The following is a 17311-nucleotide window of genomic DNA, read 5'->3' on the forward strand; positions in this document are numbered from 1 at the left end:
CGTGCGCATTCACATCAGAATCATTAACAGGAGTTGCCATGAATTTCAGCCTGAGTAGCAAACCCGTCGCCAGCACCAAAGCTGACTGCCTTGTCATCGGCTTACCGGAAAAAGGGAACTGGCCCGAATCCACCACTCAGGCAGACGAGGTTCTAGGCGGACTGATCAAGAAACTGGAGAGCAACGGCGATGTAACCGGAAAGAACGCCAGTGCTCGCACGGTGCCTCTCCAGGACGCCCCCTGGGATCGAATGGTTGTCGTGGGCACAGGCAAAGACGCGGACCGGACCCTGCAGAATTACCGCAAAGCCCTGATCGCCGCTGTTGGTGCAGTGAAAGAAACCCCGGCCAAAAGCGCCCTGCTGGCCTTGACTGACACACCGGTGACCGGCGCCGAAGCCGTGAGCAGCGAAGCCGCGCGGCTAAAAATGATCGGCCGCACACTCGAAGAGCACCTCTATTCTTTCACGGGCTACAAGAGCAAACAGCCGGACGCGCCGAAACTCAATAAAGTATCGGTTGCAGCCGCCAGTGGCGGCAAAGCGCTGAAAGACGCCTTCAACCTGGGCCTGGCTACCGGTCGCGGCATGAATTACACCCGCGATCTTGGCAACACCCCGCCCAACATCTGCCACCCGGAATGGCTGGCCGAGCAAGCGCGCACTCTGGCCAAGGAAAACGACTGCATCCAGACCGAAATCCTGGATGAAAAGCAGATGAAAGACCTGGGCATGAACACCATCCTGGCGGTCGGCCAGGGTAGCGCACAGCCGCCCCGGCTCATCGTCATGGAATACCGTGGCGGCAAAGCCGATGACAAACCCTATGTCCTGGTGGGCAAAGGTATTACTTTCGATACCGGGGGTATCAGCCTGAAACCCGGCGCCGGCATGGATGAGATGAAGTACGACATGGGCGGCTCCGCCAGCGTGTTTGGTGCCATGAAAGTGCTGACCGAAGTTCAGCCGAAGATCAACGTGGTTGCGGTTGTTGCTGCTGCCGAGAACATGCCGGATGGGGGCGCCGCCCGCCCGGGTGATATTGTGACCACCCTATCGGGCCAGACCGTGGAAATTCTCAATACCGACGCCGAGGGTCGGCTGGTGCTGTGTGATGCCCTGACCTACGTGAAAAAGTACGACCCGGAGGTGGTGATCGACCTGGCCACGCTGACCGGCGCATGCATCATCGCCCTTGGCCACCACGCCACCGGTCTGCTGTCCAACAACGACGGCCTGGCCAACGATCTGCTGGCCGCCGGTGAGCGGGCGGATGACCGCGCGTGGCGCCTGCCACTGTGGGAGGACTACCAGAACCAGCTCGACAGCAACTTTGCTGACATGGCCAACATTGGTGATCGCTCCGCCGGCACCATCACCGCAGCCTGCTTTTTGGCACGGTTTACCAAGGAGTACCGCTGGGCACACCTGGATATTGCCGGCACGGCCTGGCATTCCGGCAAAGCCAAGGGCGCATCGGGCCGCCCGGTCCCCATGCTGGTCGATTACCTGATGTCCAATGCAGACAACTGAGTCCGGCCATCAGCCGGAAACCGGCGGCTCTGCTGCCGGAGACCCGGCTGACGCCAGCAAAAACCAGCGTTACTGGTTTCACATCCTGGCCCAAAGCACTCCGGCCGCCCGCAACCTTCACGCCGTGAAACTCGCGGCAAAAGCATGGCAGCAGGGCGACCGGGCCTGCATTGTGTGTGACGCCCTGGAGCAAGCCGAGGAACTCGATGAGCTGCTCTGGGGCTTCAGCCCGGAGTCGTTCATTCCCCACGGCCTGGTGCCGGATGCCGCCACCCGGTGCTCCGAATCGGTGGGCATCCTGATGTGCCCGCCGTCGGCAGAAGAGTGGGATACCGTCATTATCCTGTCTCAGACGCTGCCGGCCGACGCGGACCGCTTCAAACGCCTGGCGCTGGTGGCACAAAATGATCCGGCCATTCTGAACCAGGCACGCTCCCATTACCGCCAGTTACGGGCGCTTGGAATTGAAGCCCGGGTGCACGATCTTCGTAAACGCTGAAGTTCGCCGCCATCGGGGCGACCATGTATAATCTGGCGCCTTGAAAATGTCTCCTGAATCAACCGAACGGTCACCAGCAGAACCCATGGAAAAAACCTACCAGCCAGAAAACATTGAGCGCCAGTGGTACGAAAACTGGGAATCCAAGGGCTATTTCCGCCCCAGCGGTGAAGGCCAGTCCTACAGCATCGCCATTCCGCCGCCCAACGTCACCGGCAGCCTGCACATGGGCCATGCTTTCCAGCACACCATCATGGACACCCTCACCCGCTACAAGCGGATGCAGGGTCGTAATGCCCTGTGGACCGTCGGAACGGACCACGCCGGTATCGCCACGCAAATGGTGGTGGAACGCAAACTGGCGGCCGAAGAAGACAAAACCCGGCACGATCTGGGACGGGAAGAATTCATCAAGCGCATCTGGGACTGGAAGGAACATTCCGGCGGCACCATTACCCGTCAGATGCGCCGTCTCGGTAATTCCGTAGACTGGGACCACGAGCGTTTCACCATGGACGACGGCTTTTACAAAGCCGTTCAGGAAGTGTTCGTTCAGCTGTACGAACAGGACCTGGTCTACCGCGGCAAACGTCTGGTGAACTGGGACCCGAAACTGCACACCGCCATTTCAGACCTGGAAGTGGAAAACAAGGAAGAGAAGGGTTTCTTCTGGCACCTTCGTTACCCTCTCGCTGACGGCGCCACCACCCAGGAAGGCAAAGATCACCTGGTGGTCGCGACTACCCGTCCGGAAACCATGCTCGGTGACACCGCGGTTGCGGTGCACCCCGATGACGAGCGCTATCAGCACCTGATTGGCAAGCATGTGATGCTGCCGCTGGTAAACCGCCGTATCCCCATTGTCGCCGATCACCATGCCGACCCTGAAAAGGGCTCCGGCTGCGTAAAAATCACCCCGGCACACGACTTCAACGACTACGCCGTGGGCAAACGCAACGATCTGCCCATGATCAACGTGATGACCCAGGATGCAAACATCCGGGACGTGGCGGAAGTTTTCAATGCCGACGGCACCACTAACACCGACATCGACGGCTCGCTGCCAGCGGCTTACGCGGGCCTGACCCGCGAGAACGCTCGCAAACAAATCGTTGCCGATCTGGATGGTCTCGGCCTGCTGGAGCGAGTGGAAGATCACGTACTGAGCGTACCGCGCGGCGACCGTTCCGGCCTGATCATCGAACCCATGCTGACCGATCAGTGGTTCGTGGACGCCAAGACCCTGGCCAAGCCATCCATTGAAGCGGTTGAAGATGGCCGCATCCAGTTCGTGCCCAAGCAGTACGAAAACATGTACTTCGCCTGGATGCGTGACATTCAGGACTGGTGTATCTCCCGCCAGCTCTGGTGGGGCCACCGGATTCCGGCCTGGTACGACGCTGATGGCAACATCTACGTGGGACGCGACGAAGCCGACGTGCGCCAGAAGCACGGCCTGGCCGACGACGTTACCCTGAGTCAGGACGAAGACGTTCTGGATACCTGGTTCAGCTCTGCTCTGTGGACCTTTGGCACCCTCGGCTGGCCGGAAGCAACGGAACGCCTGAAGACATTCCACCCGACCGACGTGCTGGTTACCGGCTTCGACATCATTTTCTTCTGGGTCGCGCGCATGATCATGATGACCATGCACTTCATGAAGAACGAGGATGGCAGCCCGCAGGTACCCTTCCACACGGTCTACGTCACCGGCCTGATCCGCGACGAGCACGGCGACAAGATGTCCAAGTCCAAGGGCAACGTGATCGACCCGCTGGATATGATCGATGGCATCAGCCTGGATGACCTTCTGGAGAAGCGCACCGGCAACCTGATGCAACCGAAGCTGGCGGAGAAGATCGGCAAGCGCACCAAAAAGGAATTCCCGGAGGGTATTGCCGCTCACGGCACCGATGCGCTGCGCTTTACTCTGGCGGCCATGGCCACAACGGGCCGGGATATCAACTGGGACATGAAGCGCCTTGAGGGCTACCGGAACTTCTGCAACAAGCTCTGGAATGCGGCCCGTTACGTGCTGATGAATACCGAAGGCGAAGACTGCGGTGTGAACGACGAGCCGGTGCAGCTGTCGCTGGCCGATCGCTGGATCATCAGCGAGCTGCAGAACTGCGAGCAGGAAGTGATCCGGCACCTGGAGCAATACCGCTTCGACCTGGCCGCTCACGCTCTGTACGAGTTCATCTGGAACGAATACTGCGACTGGTACCTGGAACTGTCCAAGCCGGCTCTGAATGACGACACCGCCAGTGCCGAGGCCAAGCGCGGCACCCGCCGCACTCTGGTTCGGGTTCTGGAAGCCGTGCTGCGCGTCGCGCATCCGATCATGCCGTTCATCACCGAGGAAATCTGGCAGCGCATAGCGCCGCTGGCTGGCAAGTCCGGCGACAGCATCATGCTGCAGCCTTTCCCGCAGCCGGATGCAAGCAAGATGGATTCTGCCGTCGCCGCCGATATCGAGTGGCTCAAGGGCGTGATCATTGCCGTGCGCAACGTCCGTGGCGAAATGAACATATCCCCGGGCAAGAAGGTGCCGGTGTTGCTGCGCGGTAAAGATACCGAAGACAAGCGCCGCATGGATGACTACCGCCAGTTCCTTGCTTCCTTGGCCAAGCTGGAAAGCCTGGACTGGTTCGAAGGTGACAAAGCCCCCATGTCCGCCACCCAGCTGGTGGGCGAAATGGAAGTACTGGTACCGATGGCCGGCCTGATCGACAAGGACGCCGAACTCAAGCGCCTGGACAAAGAACTGGAGCGGCTGAGCAAGGAGATCGGCCGGCTCGAAGGCAAGTTGGGCAATGAAAAATTCACGGCCAAGGCGCCGGCCGAGGTAGTGGAGAAAGAACAGGAAAAGCTCCGGGATGCCCAGAGCAGCCTGTCCCGCCTCAGCCAGCAGCGGGCCGAGATCGAGGCCATGTAAGCCATGATCGCCATTCTTGGTGCAGGTGCAATGGGGCGTCTTTGGGCTGCCTCGTTGCCCGCCCACGAAACGGCGTTCGTGCCACGCCCCGGCCAAACCAACACGGCACCGGCGCACTTCCACTTTCAGGAAGCGGACGGACACTCCCGTCAGGTCACCGTATCCTGGCTGTCCGCCGCCGATTCCCCTGCCCTGGTGCTGATCACCACGAAAGCAGGCGACAGCACGGAGGCCGTTGAGCACCTCGCTGATTGGCTTCCTGCCACCACTCCGATTGTGCTGTTTCAGAACGGACTGGGCAGCCAGCAGGCCGTGGCCGAGCGCTGGCCCGACCGCCCGGTTCTGGCGGCCACAACCACCGAAGGCGCCAACCGGCCCGCTCCGGATCAGCTCGTGCATGCAGGCACCGGCGACACCTGGATAGGCCCTTTAACAAAGCCGGCGGAACAAAACCTGTATGGCGTGATTGCCCGCTTGTCAGCCAGTGGCCTGAGCATCCATGCCGAGCAGGATATTCTCGGCCGGCTGTGGCAGAAATTGATCATCAATGCCGGCATCAATCCGTTCACCGCACTGCTTAACTGCCGAAATGGTGACATCCTGTCTGCGGATCTCTATCGCGCCCACATCGACGGCCTGTGCCAGGAAATCGCCGGCCTGATGGACACCATCGGGCGCGGCCCAGCGGATGCCAAAGACCTGCGCCAGAGCATTGAGGCCGTCGCACGGGGCACGGCGCAAAACATCTCGTCCATGCGCAGCGATGTTCTGAGCGGTAAGCGAACCGAGATAGACTACATTAATGGATATATTGTCCGACTGGGCCAGTCGCTGAATATCGCTACCCCGGTGAACCGAATGCTGACCGAACAGGTACAACAACTGTCTTCAGGCTAACAGGAGTTCAGAATGGGCAACCGCCTTTCCAAGATTTACACACGAACGGGCGATGACGGATCGACAGGCCTTGCCGATGGCAACCGCATAGCCAAGAATGCCCAGCGGGTTGAGGCCATGGGGACCGCCGATGAACTCAATTGCCACATTGGTCTGTTGATCGAAACCCTCGAAGCCAATGACCCCTTAAGCGAAGAGCTGCGTCGCATCCAGCACCACCTGTTTGACCTGGGCGGCGAATTCGCCATCCCCGGCAGCAAAGTGATCGGCGATGAGCACATTCAATGGCTGGAGCAGACACTGGACGCCCACAATGAGCACCTGCCGCCCCTGAAGAACTTTATTCTGCCCGGTGGCAACGCCCAGGCAGCGCAATGCCACCTGGCCCGCGCGGTATGCCGGCGCGCCGAGCGGATTGTGGTAGCCCTGGGTCACGAAGACTCCATCAACGGAGCCTCACGTCACTACCTGAATCGACTGTCGGATTTGTTGTTCGTCATTGCTCGAGTCCTGGCCCGACGCGGCGGCCGGCAGGAAATTTTGTGGGATCAAAAAAAATCCGGCCTTTAGGCCGGATTTTTTACTTGCTGAACTCACTTACACCTTGAACGCTTCCACCAGTTTCTGAAGGGACGACGTCAGCTCGGACATCTCTTTCGAGGCACCGAGTGTTTCTTCGGCATTGGTGGCGGTAGAGCGGCTCAGCTCACCTATCCGATCCACGCTGATGTTGACGTCCCGGGACACCGCGGACTGCTCCTCGGCGGCCTGCGCGATCTGGTGGCTCATATCCACAATGGTCGAGATCCCGGTGGCGATGCGATCCAGCGCCTCGGTAACCTCGCTGGATTTGGTGACCGTGGTTTCAGTGACATCCCGGCTGTTGGTCATCGCGCTCACAGCATCTTTCACACCGCTTTGCAGGCGCGAAATCATACCTTCGATTTCTTCCGTCGATTTGTGCGTGCGCTGCGACAATGAGCGAACCTCATCCGCCACCACGGCGAAGCCGCGTCCCTGCTCGCCCGCGCGTGCGGCCTCGATGGCGGCGTTAAGCGCCAGCAAGTTGGTCTGTTCGGCTATGGCTTTAATTTCCACCAGAACCTGACTGATATTGTCGCTGTCCTGGCTCACGCGGTTGATCACTTCGACCGCGCCAGAGATTTCCGTGGCCAGGTGATTGATGGTCTCCACCGTGTCCGCCACCACCTGACGGCCGGTTTCGGTATCACGCTCGGCAGTGCCTGCGCTGTCCGCCACCCGGTGAGCGCTTTCGGTTACCTCACCCACCGCCTCAACCATCTGGTTCATGGCCTCGCTGATCTGGCCACTCTCTTCCATCTGGCGGGCCACGGCTTCGCTATTGGCTGAGGCAGTATCTTTTACCCGAACCGCCTGCTGATCCACGTCAGCGGTCGTTTTGCTCACCGAACGGACCAGGTCCGCAATTCGGTCAGTCATGTTATTGAATTCGTCGGTGAGCTCACCCAGCTCATCCTGGTTGTTCAACCGGATGCGGGTCGTCATATCCCCCGCAGCCACACCCCTTGCCGCCTCCGCGAAACGGTTCACTGCGGTGCGCACCGATACAAAGAAACCCATGTACAGGTAAACCACAACCAGCAGCACGGCCGCCAGAGCGATCACAATCAGGCGGCGCTGGCTCAGTTCCTGATCCAGGCGAGTTTCCAGATTCCCCTCAACCACATCCAGGATGGCGGCATTGAACGTCTCATAATGGCTCAGCTCGCGCTGCACGATGGACTCGTATTCGCGCCACGGCATTTCAGGCGTGATCGGGGTAATCACTTCCCGATCGAGGGCATCGCGAATCACCGTTACGCCATCGCCTACTTGCTGGGCGGTGTCACCCGCTACCTGGTTCAGTCGGCCGGAGGCTTCCTGAGCGACAGACAGGGCCGGCGCCAGTAAGGAACTCCGGTTCACCAGCCGGTCGTAAATGCCATTGAGCACATCGCTCAAGGCATAGCCCACCTGCCCTTCCATCAGAGCAAAGGCGCCAAACGACCAGGCCTGCCCGATCACGCTGCGCGTTTCCGGCAAGGATTCCTTGACCAGCCCCAGCAGCACCTGGTTTTCACGCAGGGTGTCCTGTCCAAGACCGGAAATTTCGATGGTTGCAGGCAAGAGAGCCAGCGTCTTCTGCGCGAACTCGTTGTAGTAATTGAATTGCGCTTCGATGGCACCGTGGTAGGTGTCTTCCGCCCGCAGGGTTTTCCACTCACTGTTCAGGGCCTGGACATGCTCGGTCCAGGACCCCGAGGTATCGAACGACGGCCCGGCAACCGCCATGGCCTCAAGGGTTTCGGAAATCCGGTCACCAACTTCACTGGAGGCCGACAGCAGCTCGCGCTCGTCTTTCAGAATGCCCGGCGCCCGGTAATCACGGTAGCTGGCGGCCAGCGTGAACAGCTCTTCGGCATTTCGAAGCTGCTGCAGACCCTCAACACCCCGGGTCATGGTTTGAACCGAACGATTCAGCTCCGTCATCACCAGCCACGACAGCCCCCCGATGGGCAGCAAGAACAGGATGCTGATGAGACTGAACTTGTAAACCAACGGCAGACGGTTCATCAGAGCAATGGCGGGATAGATGATCTGCTTCACGCGAGCCTCTCACTGGCATTAAAAAGTGAATCCGGGTTCTGTAGTTATTGTCGGCCAATATGCCGAAATCTTGAGAGCGCATTGTTGTTAAAGTGTAAATGAGAGGGACACACCGGCTCACAGCACCCCGAAGATTACCAGCAGTGCCAGGCCGCAAATCCAGACCAGCATGCTGCGATTCAGAAGATCCCGAATCGCGCTGAGACTGCGCTCGCCAAAATCGGACCAATCGTTGGGATGAATCTGGGAAAAACGCTCCGGGTCCAGGGCGTAACCAGTTAACGAGGCGTTGGCAGACAGCAAGAGCAGTTGATCCGATGGTTTGGAAAACAGGCGCGCGCCAAGGGGCGATTCGCTGAGCCAACCGGCCAGATCGCCGGCGATTCCGAAGGTAAGCGACAACACACGAACCGGTGCCCAGGCCACAACTTCACACAGTGAGGCAAATCTGGATCGGGCCGCCGCCTGAGGCCACTGTTCCTTGAGAGCGACCAGACCACGTGCCAGCACCGCAAAGCCGATTCCGCCAACCACATACCAGAATCCGATCAGAAAAAAGCGCTGAAACACCGTCAGCAGGAAGGCTCTCGAAAGAGTCAGATGCATGTCATCCGGCGCCATACCGGCGTGACGCTCCTGCACCGGCAGATGATCCTGTATCGACGCCCAGGCCTGACGCATGTTTCCCTGTCGCCAAGCGACCGAGTAGGCATGAAGCACGGGGCGCCAGCCGGGCACGCCCATCAGCAGCACCAGAATCAGGCATTCGAGGGGGTAAGTCGCGAACCCGAGCCCCAAGGCGTCCAACGCGACCATGACCAGTCCGGCCACCAACGCTGGCAGGCCGACGAGAGCCAGACCGCCGCTGATGCCAGCCTCATGACCGGCCTCCACTTTGCGACCAAGATGAAACCACTGCTTCCAGAAATGATCGCTCGAAAGCTTGTTCTGATAATCGAGCTGTCGTCGGACCACATACGCCAGCAGAAACACTATCAGAACCATCTAGCCGAGCTCCTTGTCTGAAAACCGGGCCAGCGTTGCCCGGAAATGAGCCCAGTCAAACGCCGGGCCCGGATCGGTCTTGCGGCCGGGCGCGATATCGCAGTGCCCGGTCAAGCGCTCGGGCGTCACCGAAGGCCAGGCGCCCATAACAAGGCGCGTGACTTCCGCCAGGCTCTGGTATTGCTCAGGGGTGTAGGGAATGTCATCCGTGCCTTCGAGCTCAATACCCACCGAGAAGTCATTGCACTCCTGCTCATTGCGAAAACAGGAACGCCCCGCATGCCACGCGCGTTCAAGCAGGCTGACAAATTGGACCACGCTGCCATCGCGCCGGATGAGCGCGTGCGCCGAGACCTGCACGCCTCGAATGGTTTCAAAGTATGGGTGCGCAGAATGATCCAGCCGGTTGCAGAAAAAGTCCTCTATCTCGGGCCCGCCAAACTGCCCTGGCGGCAGGCTGATGTTGTGAACCACCAGCAAACTGATCGCCGCGCCCTCGGGGCGGGGCCCGAAATTGGGCGATGGACGCCAGTGGGCACCGGGCAAACGCCCGGTCTCTCTCAAGCTATGAACGCTTCTGGAAAATTCGCTATCTGACTGAGACAAAATAAATCCAACTGCTCCGAAGCCTTTCTGGGAAGGCCCGATTGAAGCACAAAGTTCCGGGGCTTGCTACGCCATCAATCCTTGCGGTTGCTTCGCAGGTTATCGATGATCGATTCCAGTGCCCGGTCGAAGATCAGGCCATCGTCCAGCATGCCCACGTCACCATTGGCCATGGCAGCGGCCAAATCCTCTCGATAGTACTCGGCGACTTTGGTGCCATTTCGATTGACGAAAATGTACTTCCCGGTGGCGCGGATGAAGGCCGCGAGTTTGCAACGTACCCGATTGCCATCCACAGTCAGCTCGATCCAGGATCCCACTCGCAGCGAGTCGGCCTTATCAAACCAGGCTTGGGCGACACCGTCCGAATCGTCGGCCGGCTCCGGCGAGGCCGGTGCCTGAGGCTGCGCCTTCGTGGCTTCACCCGCATTGGCTGAAACGGTATCGGGGGTTTTGTCGTTCCGGGCAGGCGCTTGGGCATCGACCGGCTGGTCCACTTCCACCCCCGGTTGGGGCTCAACAACTTCTTCCGCCTCATCCGGCTGCGGCGTTTGCCGGGACTGAGCCACCACCAGTCGCTGGAATACATCCCCGTGAGCGAGTTCCAGCTCGCGAATCGCAGCATCTGCGGCAAACGGATCCCAGGAAATTTCCTGCAGTGCTTTGCGCAGCCCGTCTACCACCGCCGGGATAGCGCGGAGCAATTCGCTGCGAGTGCGATCCGACACCGGCCTTGGATCAACAGTCCAGACCAGTTTCTCGGTGAGACGGCAGGCCTGCGCCCAGCGCTCGCTGTTCTCATCGCCCCGAAGCAGAATCGACTGCAGGTATCGGGTCCATGGGTTACGCAACAGTTCCAGGATCGGCGGCGGTACGTCACGATCCGCCAGCTCGCGCTCGATCAGTGCCTGCACTTCCTGCCCAGACGTTTCCTTGCGTGCCTTTGCCTCTTCGGCATCCCGCAGCCGCTGCTCAACCAGTTCCCGGCGTCGACGATCAAGGTCGAGGAAGCGGCTGAAGTCTTCCAGCAGCTCATCAAACAGGGAGATATCATCCGCGTACTCTTCCAACACACGCCGGACAATCGATTCGATTTTCTCCCGCAGTGGGTCTTTCTGGCCACCCGTTTTTGCCTGCCAGCCCACGCCGGCAAGGGCCAGTTCATTAAGCAGTTTGCGCGTCGGATGGCCGCCACGGTTGAAGAAATTCTTGTCCTTCAGGGCAACTTTGAGCACGGGAATCTGCAGGCGACTGATTTGCGCCTTCATGACCGGGTGCAACTGACGATCGTCCAGCATGAAATCAAACAGCATCGACACCAGGTTGATCACATCTTGATCCACCTGCCCGACACTCACTGCCTCGCCTTCGGCTGGATTCAGGATCGGCCCCAGCAGTTCGCTCAGCGTGATGACCTGCTCCGGGCCCCACTGGCCATCATCAGCCTGAGCCTCACTCAGCCGCACCATAAGGCTGCTGGTATCCAATACGCCATCGGCCATCGCCGTATCGCCCGCATCGTCGTGCTGATGCAGCAACTCGGTCAGCTCGGAAAAGGTGGCAGAGGGCCCGGCGGCGGACTGTGCCCCCTTGGCTTTCCTGGTAACAGGAGACTGCTTCAGGTCCGGCAGCACTCCTTGATCCGTCAGAGTGCGGTTCGCCTCCTGATAGAAGTCACCCAGAGTATCGGCAAGCAGGCGGTCAAACAGTTTCAGGACGACCAGTTTGGCCCGGATATCGATATCCAGGTCAGAGCAGGCCTCCGAGACGCCGCCACAGATAACCTGCGGACTGAGCGGCATCTGACAGTCAGCCAGCTCGATCGACGGCACCAGGTGGTTTACCCGGGCACAGAGCAAACGAATCTGCTCTTCGTACCGGTTGTGCAGCTTATTGATCAGATTCTCAATGGCCACCTGCTGCTCAAGTTCTGACTGATCCGCCGTATCAAAGGCATCACTGTCGATTTCCTCGAGCGCACTGGTGGGGTTCAAGGGCTTGAATTTACCAAGTTCATTGAACGCCTGGCTGACGTACTGGAGAATCGAAACCACCATCGACTTGCGACGCAACCGCAGCTCGCGCATGGCATCGAAGTAGGCGCTCTGATCGCGATTGGACTCCGCCCTGTCCGCCAGTTCGAACAACACGTCGTCAGAGCGGTCAAAAAAATTTGCCAGAACTTTCTGAAGCGAACGGCCAGACGCGTCCCGTAGACGTACAAGTGCCGTGGGAAGCAAAAAGTTCTGCGACGGCTTGCGGTCAGCGAATTGGACGATATTATTTTTCTGAGCCATGACTGTGCTCCGAACCTGCCTGAGGCAAAATGGTAGATGTTAATGATACGGCCACTGGGCGTCAGGTTGTGTCAGGTTTTGTCACCTTTTGTGTCATCTCGACACCGCTCACCGTCTCGCAGTGACGCCGACAACGTTTGGCGAATGCCCGCCGCCCCATTAGAATCCCCGTTCCACGCATTTACCCTGACCGGACCAACACCATGATCCCTGCCGAACTGCTCCGCCAATCCCGAATCGAGACTGTCGCCCAGAGCCTGCGTGAAGACATCGGCGACGGCGATATTACCGCACAGCTCATTCCTGCCAGCAAACAGGCGTCCGGCCGGGTTATTACCCGGGAATCCGCCACCATCGCCGGCAAAGACTGGGTCAACGAAGTATTCCGACAGGTGGATCCGGGCGTTGAGCTTGACTGGCAGATCGAGGACGGTGACCAGGCCGCGCCCGACCAGGTGCTGTTTCGCATGCAAGGCTCCGCCCGCAGCCTTCTGACCGCGGAGCGCTCGGCGCTCAACTGGCTTCAGGCTCTGTCCGGCGTCGCCACTACCTGCGCCTATTACGCCGATCAGGTTGCTCACACCGGCGTCCGGCTGCTGGATACCCGCAAGACCCTGCCCGGACTCAGACTGGCATCCAAATACGCGGTAACCTGCGGCGGATGTTACAACCACCGCATCGGTCTGTGGGATGCGTTTCTCATCAAGGAGAACCACATCCTGGCCTGCGGCTCCATTGCCGAGGCGATCGAGGAAGCCCGCCGCATTGCACCGGGACGCCCCGTGGAGGTGGAAACAGAAACACTCGACGAACTGACCCAGGCGCTGGACGCGGGCGCGAACATCATCATGCTCGATGAGTTTAGCCTGGCGGACATGCGCACCGCGGTGACACTGACGGCAGGCAGAGCCAAACTGGAAGCGTCCGGCGGCATTAACGACGAAACGCTGGTTTCGGTGGCAGAAACCGGCGTGGATTACATCTCGATTGGCGCTCTGACCAAAGACGTCAAGGCTGTAGACCTGTCCATGCGGCTGGACTGATCAGCCCTCACTGAGCAACTGATCGATCACTTCCAGCTCCCGAATCAGCCCTTCGCCAGACTCGTCGCGCCCCCGAAAGTGCTCTTCGGCCATGGGGGCGATACCCGACACTGTCGGAAGCGGATGATCGCTTTCGATGATAATTTTCATGCGTTCGATAAACACGAACTGCAGCCACTGGGTAAATTCGAGCGTGTCGAGACAGAAAGGCTGACTGCTTTGAAACGCCTCAGCCGGAGGGCGTTCAGCTTCCCAGACGCCCAACTGGCGCAATTCGATTTCAACGCGGAGCAGGCTGTCAGCAACCTGCCCCACCACATCACTGCTATTGCTCATGGCACTGGTCCTAGTCGGCCAGAGGCTCCAGCTCAACCGCCTCACCGTGCAACACCCCGAACAGATCTTCATACTGACGGGTCAGTGCGTGCTTTGGCGCCATGTGGATGAGCGGTTTACGGCTCTGGTGGGATTCTTTCATTTTAACGGAACTGGACAAGCGCACAGGCAACACCGGCAAGCCCTCTTCCGTCAGCTCTCTGACCAGCTGCTTGGGCAGACTGGCCCGCGGCTGGAACTGGTTCGCCACAATACCTTCAATCACCAGATCCTCGTTGTGATCCTCCTGCAGATCACGGATCTCGCCCAGGATGTTGTACAGGGCCTGGCGGGAAAAATCGTCACAGTCGAAAGGAATAAGGCACCGTTCGGCGGCGATCAGGGCCGAGCGGGTGTAGAAATTCAGCGCCGGAGCGGTATCAATATAGATGGCATCAAATGTCTCACCCAGCTTCTTCAGTGCTTCCCGAAGCTTATAGATCTTGTGCTTGGCCTCCAGCTTGCGCTCAAGAAAATCCAGTTCCGGGCTCGACGGCATCACAAAGAGGTTGTCGAAGGGCGTGGCATGAACGAATTCATCCGGTCGACGATTGAACACGGTGAAGGCAACCGTCTGCTCCAACATATCGGCCACCGTGTCTTTGAGCTCACTGGCTGCACGCCCCAGAAGGTAATGCGTGGAATTGCCCTGCGGGTCCAGGTCCACCACCAGCGTCCGCTTGCCCCGCGCCGCGCTGATGGCGGCCAGGTTACAGGTGATACTTGATTTACCCACACCACCTTTCTGGTTGAATACCACGCGTCTCATGTCATCTTCCCCTTTGATGCTTTGTCGTTATTAAGCCGATCGTCCTTCTTACCAGCCCATCACTGACTTCACGAATGGAATGGTCAGCCTTCGTTGTGCCTGAAGCGAATTCTCATCCAGAGTATCCAAAATTGCCAGCAGATCACCCAGACGCCGCGGCGCTCGGCGCATAATAAACGTGGCAACATCGTCTCCGATCACCAGGCCTCGCTGCTCAGCGCGCGCCATGAGAATCCGCAAGCGGTCATCATCCCGGTAGATACCCAGCTGAATGGTTAGCCCGTGACCAAGCCGTGAACGCAGATCCGGCAAACAAAAACCCAGTGCCGAAGGGACCTCGGACACACTGACGATCAGCAAGCCACCCTGGTCATGAACCCGGTTGTACAGGTGAAAAATGGCCTCTTCCCAGGCTGGCTGCCCAACCACCCGGTCCAAATCATCCAGGCAGATCATGTCGGCGCCCTCCAACCCCATCAGGGCTTCCGGGCCGAAAGGTTCAAGTTCGGCAATACTGATGCAGACAGCCGCCCGGCTGCGCCCTTCCGCATAGTGACAAACGGCCTGCAGCAAGTGGCTCTTGCCGGTATCGGAATCGCCGCAAATCACCACCACCGGCACTGTTTCCGGCTGATCACAAATAATCTTCAGTCGCGAGGCGGCCTCGGCGTTACGATCGCCGTGGAAGTTATCAAACCGGGCATCGTCACGGAGCTTGATCCCTAACGGGAGTTGCGAAGCATTCACGAGCGACTGGCCCTCCACGCACGCAGCCCCCAGACCAGGACGTAATGCACACCACTGAATACCGCCGAACCAGCCACCAGCAGGATACCGAAGTCGAGCACCCAGGGCTGCATGGGCAGGTCCGCCAGCAGAACAACAATGGCCAGAACCACCAATATCTGGATAAAGGTATTGAGTTTACCGGGAAGACTGGGCTGCATATCGAAGGGTCCAATACCGTAATGATAGGCAAGCGCGCCACTGACGATTAGCAAATCACGCCCCAACACAAGCCCAAAGAGCCAAACGGGGAGCACGCCGGTCAGCGTGAGCATCAGGTAAGCTGTCAACAAAAGCGCTTTGTCGGCCAATGGATCGGCTATGGCACCAAACCGGGAACGCCAGTTAAAGTGCCGCGCCAGAAAACCATCGCATCCATCCGTCGCTGCCGCGACCATGAAAATAAGTAAGGCCAGCCGGTAGTCTTCCGCAAGCAGAGCGCCTGCAAATGGAGCTATCAGCAAAATGCGAACAAACGTCAGGGCATTGGGAATCCAGCGCCAGCTTTGCAAACTCACAAAAACCCCTCCGGTACCGCCTTACTCTGCGTCACCCGTTCCGATGACCGAACCAGGCTGCCACCGATAATACAGCACCTGATAAAGGGATTCGAACGCCTGCTCTGCGTCTTGCTCATCGACATCGATATCCGCCGGCTGGTAAGTCACCGGAGATGCGCCCTCAGCTTCCACCGGCTCGGCATCTTCAACCGGAGCGCCGGCACTCGCCGAACCTTCCTGCGGCTGAGCAGCTTCACCCTGCCCTACCGTCTGCGCTGACTTTTCCCGAGCGCGCAACGCAGGGACAACTTCCTGCTGCTCAAGAGGCACAAAGCGGGGATCCAGGGCAATGTATTCCTTGAGCTGGTCCAGCTCACCAGAAAACGCGACACGCAGGGTAATCTGCTGCTCTTTCAACCGGGTAGCACTGACCCCGGTTACCGGGGTGAGACCCTGAAGAACCTTGGTTACCGCACCATAATCCGCCAGCGAATTTACCCCTCGCAACACCAGGTCAACCTGGGGAGACTCACCGACATCCGCGGCCGACACGGCGTAGCGGCTAGCGTAGAGATCCGCCCAGCGATGAACCACTTCCCGGGCCAACGCTTCCGGCGTTTGCGCCGTCACCGACTGCTCCGCCGCATCAAGCCCCATACCCTCGAATACCCACCCGGCACGCCAGGCACCGCCACTGCGGTTAACCCGCACCAGAGCAATGACATCGTGATCCAGACTGTCGGAAGCATTCTGGATGCGGCCAATGAACTGCCCCCAGAGGTCAGACATCAATTCCCGGTTTCCGCGGTAGAGTTCCGGCGGCAGAGCCACCGGCAGCCCACGATCCCGTGCGGCCTGTTCAAATGCCTGGCGCCAGGCAATCGCCGGCATGGCAGGGTTCGCATCAGGCGATACTGAACTGTTGGTGAGCAGAGTCCGGGCACCACGATCTTCGACTGCCACCCAGGCCAGTGTCAGCGGCCGGTTAGCGCCCCAGACGGGTGCATCGATCGAGGCCAGTGCCTGATTGACACCAACGGCACCGAAAGACATCTGAAGCCGATCGCCCCCGTCCTGATTACTGAAAAACTGGTACGACAACAGCAGGGATTCAGCGTTCGCCAATAATGGTTCAATACCCTCCCGCTCCAACACATCCCTGGAGCCGGATACACGCACGAATACCTGTGCGAGTCCATCGGCATAGCCAACCGCCAGCTGCTGGGGCGAGGAACCATTGACCGGAACTTCGACCGAGTAGAGGCCGGGGACGGTCACTGCCGAGGCCGGCAGCCCAAATGCAGCGAACAAAACGCTTACGACGGCTACCCGGGTAAGCAGTTTGCGAAAATAGGCTGAAAGTGGTCCTGATCGAGATACAGACATGAAATACCCTGGTGTTCGGATGAATGGCGCATAGGATACACCATGGCCCA

At 59.3% G+C, this 17311-nt stretch carries 15 protein-coding genes; 6 read left to right on the forward strand and 9 right to left on the reverse strand.

Features of this window, described 5'->3' with window-relative positions; all coding sequences use genetic code 11:
* The first annotated feature begins 38 nt into the window (after positions 1-38).
* From LPB19_RS13600 to LPB19_RS13620, 5 genes are all read left to right on the forward strand, one after another.
* The gene (locus LPB19_RS13600) at positions 39-1532 is read left to right on the forward strand and encodes a leucyl aminopeptidase (RefSeq protein WP_206643434.1); all 1494 of its coding nucleotides are present in this window, start codon (positions 39-41) and stop codon (positions 1530-1532) included.
* Positions 1519-2031, forward strand: a complete 513-nt coding sequence (locus tag LPB19_RS13605; protein ID WP_206643435.1) for a DNA polymerase III subunit chi — start codon at positions 1519-1521, stop codon at positions 2029-2031. Before LPB19_RS13600 ends, LPB19_RS13605 begins: the two co-directional genes overlap by 14 nt.
* Positions 2032-2116: 85 nt before the next feature.
* Positions 2117-4969 (forward strand): valine--tRNA ligase, encoded by a 2853-nt coding sequence (locus LPB19_RS13610; protein ID WP_206643436.1) that lies wholly within the window; start codon positions 2117-2119, stop codon positions 4967-4969.
* 3 nt (positions 4970-4972) lie between these two features.
* Entirely contained in the window at positions 4973-5866 is an 894-nt protein-coding gene (locus LPB19_RS13615) for a ketopantoate reductase family protein (protein ID WP_206643437.1), read from the forward strand.
* Positions 5867-5878: 12 nt separating this feature from the next.
* Entirely contained in the window at positions 5879-6436 is a 558-nt protein-coding gene (locus LPB19_RS13620) for a cob(I)yrinic acid a,c-diamide adenosyltransferase (RefSeq protein WP_206643438.1), read from the forward strand.
* Between the two features lie 27 nt (positions 6437-6463).
* On the opposite strand, the gene LPB19_RS13625 is transcribed toward LPB19_RS13620, so the two are convergent.
* From LPB19_RS13625 to LPB19_RS13640, 4 genes are all read right to left on the reverse strand, one after another.
* On the reverse strand, positions 6464-8494 hold the full coding sequence (locus LPB19_RS13625; RefSeq protein ID WP_206643439.1) for a methyl-accepting chemotaxis protein: 2031 nt from the start codon (positions 8492-8494) through the stop codon (positions 6464-6466).
* A 117-nt stretch (positions 8495-8611) separates the two neighbouring features.
* Positions 8612-9499: a histidine kinase gene (locus LPB19_RS13630; RefSeq protein ID WP_206643440.1), complete on the reverse strand. Its 888-nt coding sequence runs from the start codon at positions 9497-9499 to the stop codon at positions 8612-8614.
* Positions 9500-10105, reverse strand: a complete 606-nt coding sequence (gene ampD, locus LPB19_RS13635) for a 1,6-anhydro-N-acetylmuramyl-L-alanine amidase AmpD (protein WP_407943930.1) — start codon at positions 10103-10105, stop codon at positions 9500-9502. It lies immediately after the preceding gene.
* 74 nt (positions 10106-10179) lie between these two features.
* Positions 10180-12402 carry a DUF1631 domain-containing protein gene (locus LPB19_RS13640; RefSeq protein WP_206643441.1) on the reverse strand — a complete coding sequence of 741 codons (2223 nt, stop codon included), beginning with the start codon at positions 12400-12402 and terminating at the stop codon, positions 10180-10182.
* Positions 12403-12605: 203 nt separating this feature from the next.
* Between LPB19_RS13640 and nadC the strand changes: the two genes are divergently transcribed.
* Entirely contained in the window at positions 12606-13445 is an 840-nt protein-coding gene (gene nadC / locus LPB19_RS13645) for a carboxylating nicotinate-nucleotide diphosphorylase (RefSeq protein ID WP_206643442.1), read from the forward strand.
* On the opposite strand, the gene LPB19_RS13650 is transcribed toward nadC, so the two are convergent.
* Genes LPB19_RS13650 through LPB19_RS13670 form a run of 5 tightly spaced genes read right to left on the reverse strand, consistent with a single transcriptional unit; the run spans position 13446 to position 17261 of the window.
* Positions 13446-13781, reverse strand: a complete 336-nt coding sequence (locus LPB19_RS13650) for a YqcC family protein (protein WP_206643443.1) — start codon at positions 13779-13781, stop codon at positions 13446-13448.
* 10 nt (positions 13782-13791) lie between these two features.
* On the reverse strand, positions 13792-14589 hold the full coding sequence (locus LPB19_RS13655; protein ID WP_206643444.1) for a ParA family protein: 798 nt from the start codon (positions 14587-14589) through the stop codon (positions 13792-13794).
* 48 nt (positions 14590-14637) lie between these two features.
* Positions 14638-15336: a DnaA regulatory inactivator Hda gene (hda, locus tag LPB19_RS13660; RefSeq protein ID WP_206643445.1), complete on the reverse strand. Its 699-nt coding sequence runs from the start codon at positions 15334-15336 to the stop codon at positions 14638-14640.
* The gene (locus tag LPB19_RS13665) at positions 15333-15893 is read right to left on the reverse strand and encodes a CDP-alcohol phosphatidyltransferase family protein (protein WP_206643446.1); all 561 of its coding nucleotides are present in this window, start codon (positions 15891-15893) and stop codon (positions 15333-15335) included. The genes hda and LPB19_RS13665 overlap by 4 nt, the downstream gene beginning before the upstream one ends.
* 21 nt (positions 15894-15914) lie before the next feature.
* The gene (locus LPB19_RS13670; protein WP_206643447.1) at positions 15915-17261 is read right to left on the reverse strand and encodes a DUF2066 domain-containing protein; all 1347 of its coding nucleotides are present in this window, start codon (positions 17259-17261) and stop codon (positions 15915-15917) included.
* Between the last annotated feature and the right edge of the window lie 50 nt (positions 17262-17311).

It is taken from the genome of Marinobacter salinisoli, from assembly GCF_017301335.1.
GTDB classification, from domain to species: Bacteria; Pseudomonadota; Gammaproteobacteria; order Pseudomonadales; family Oleiphilaceae; genus Marinobacter; species Marinobacter salinisoli.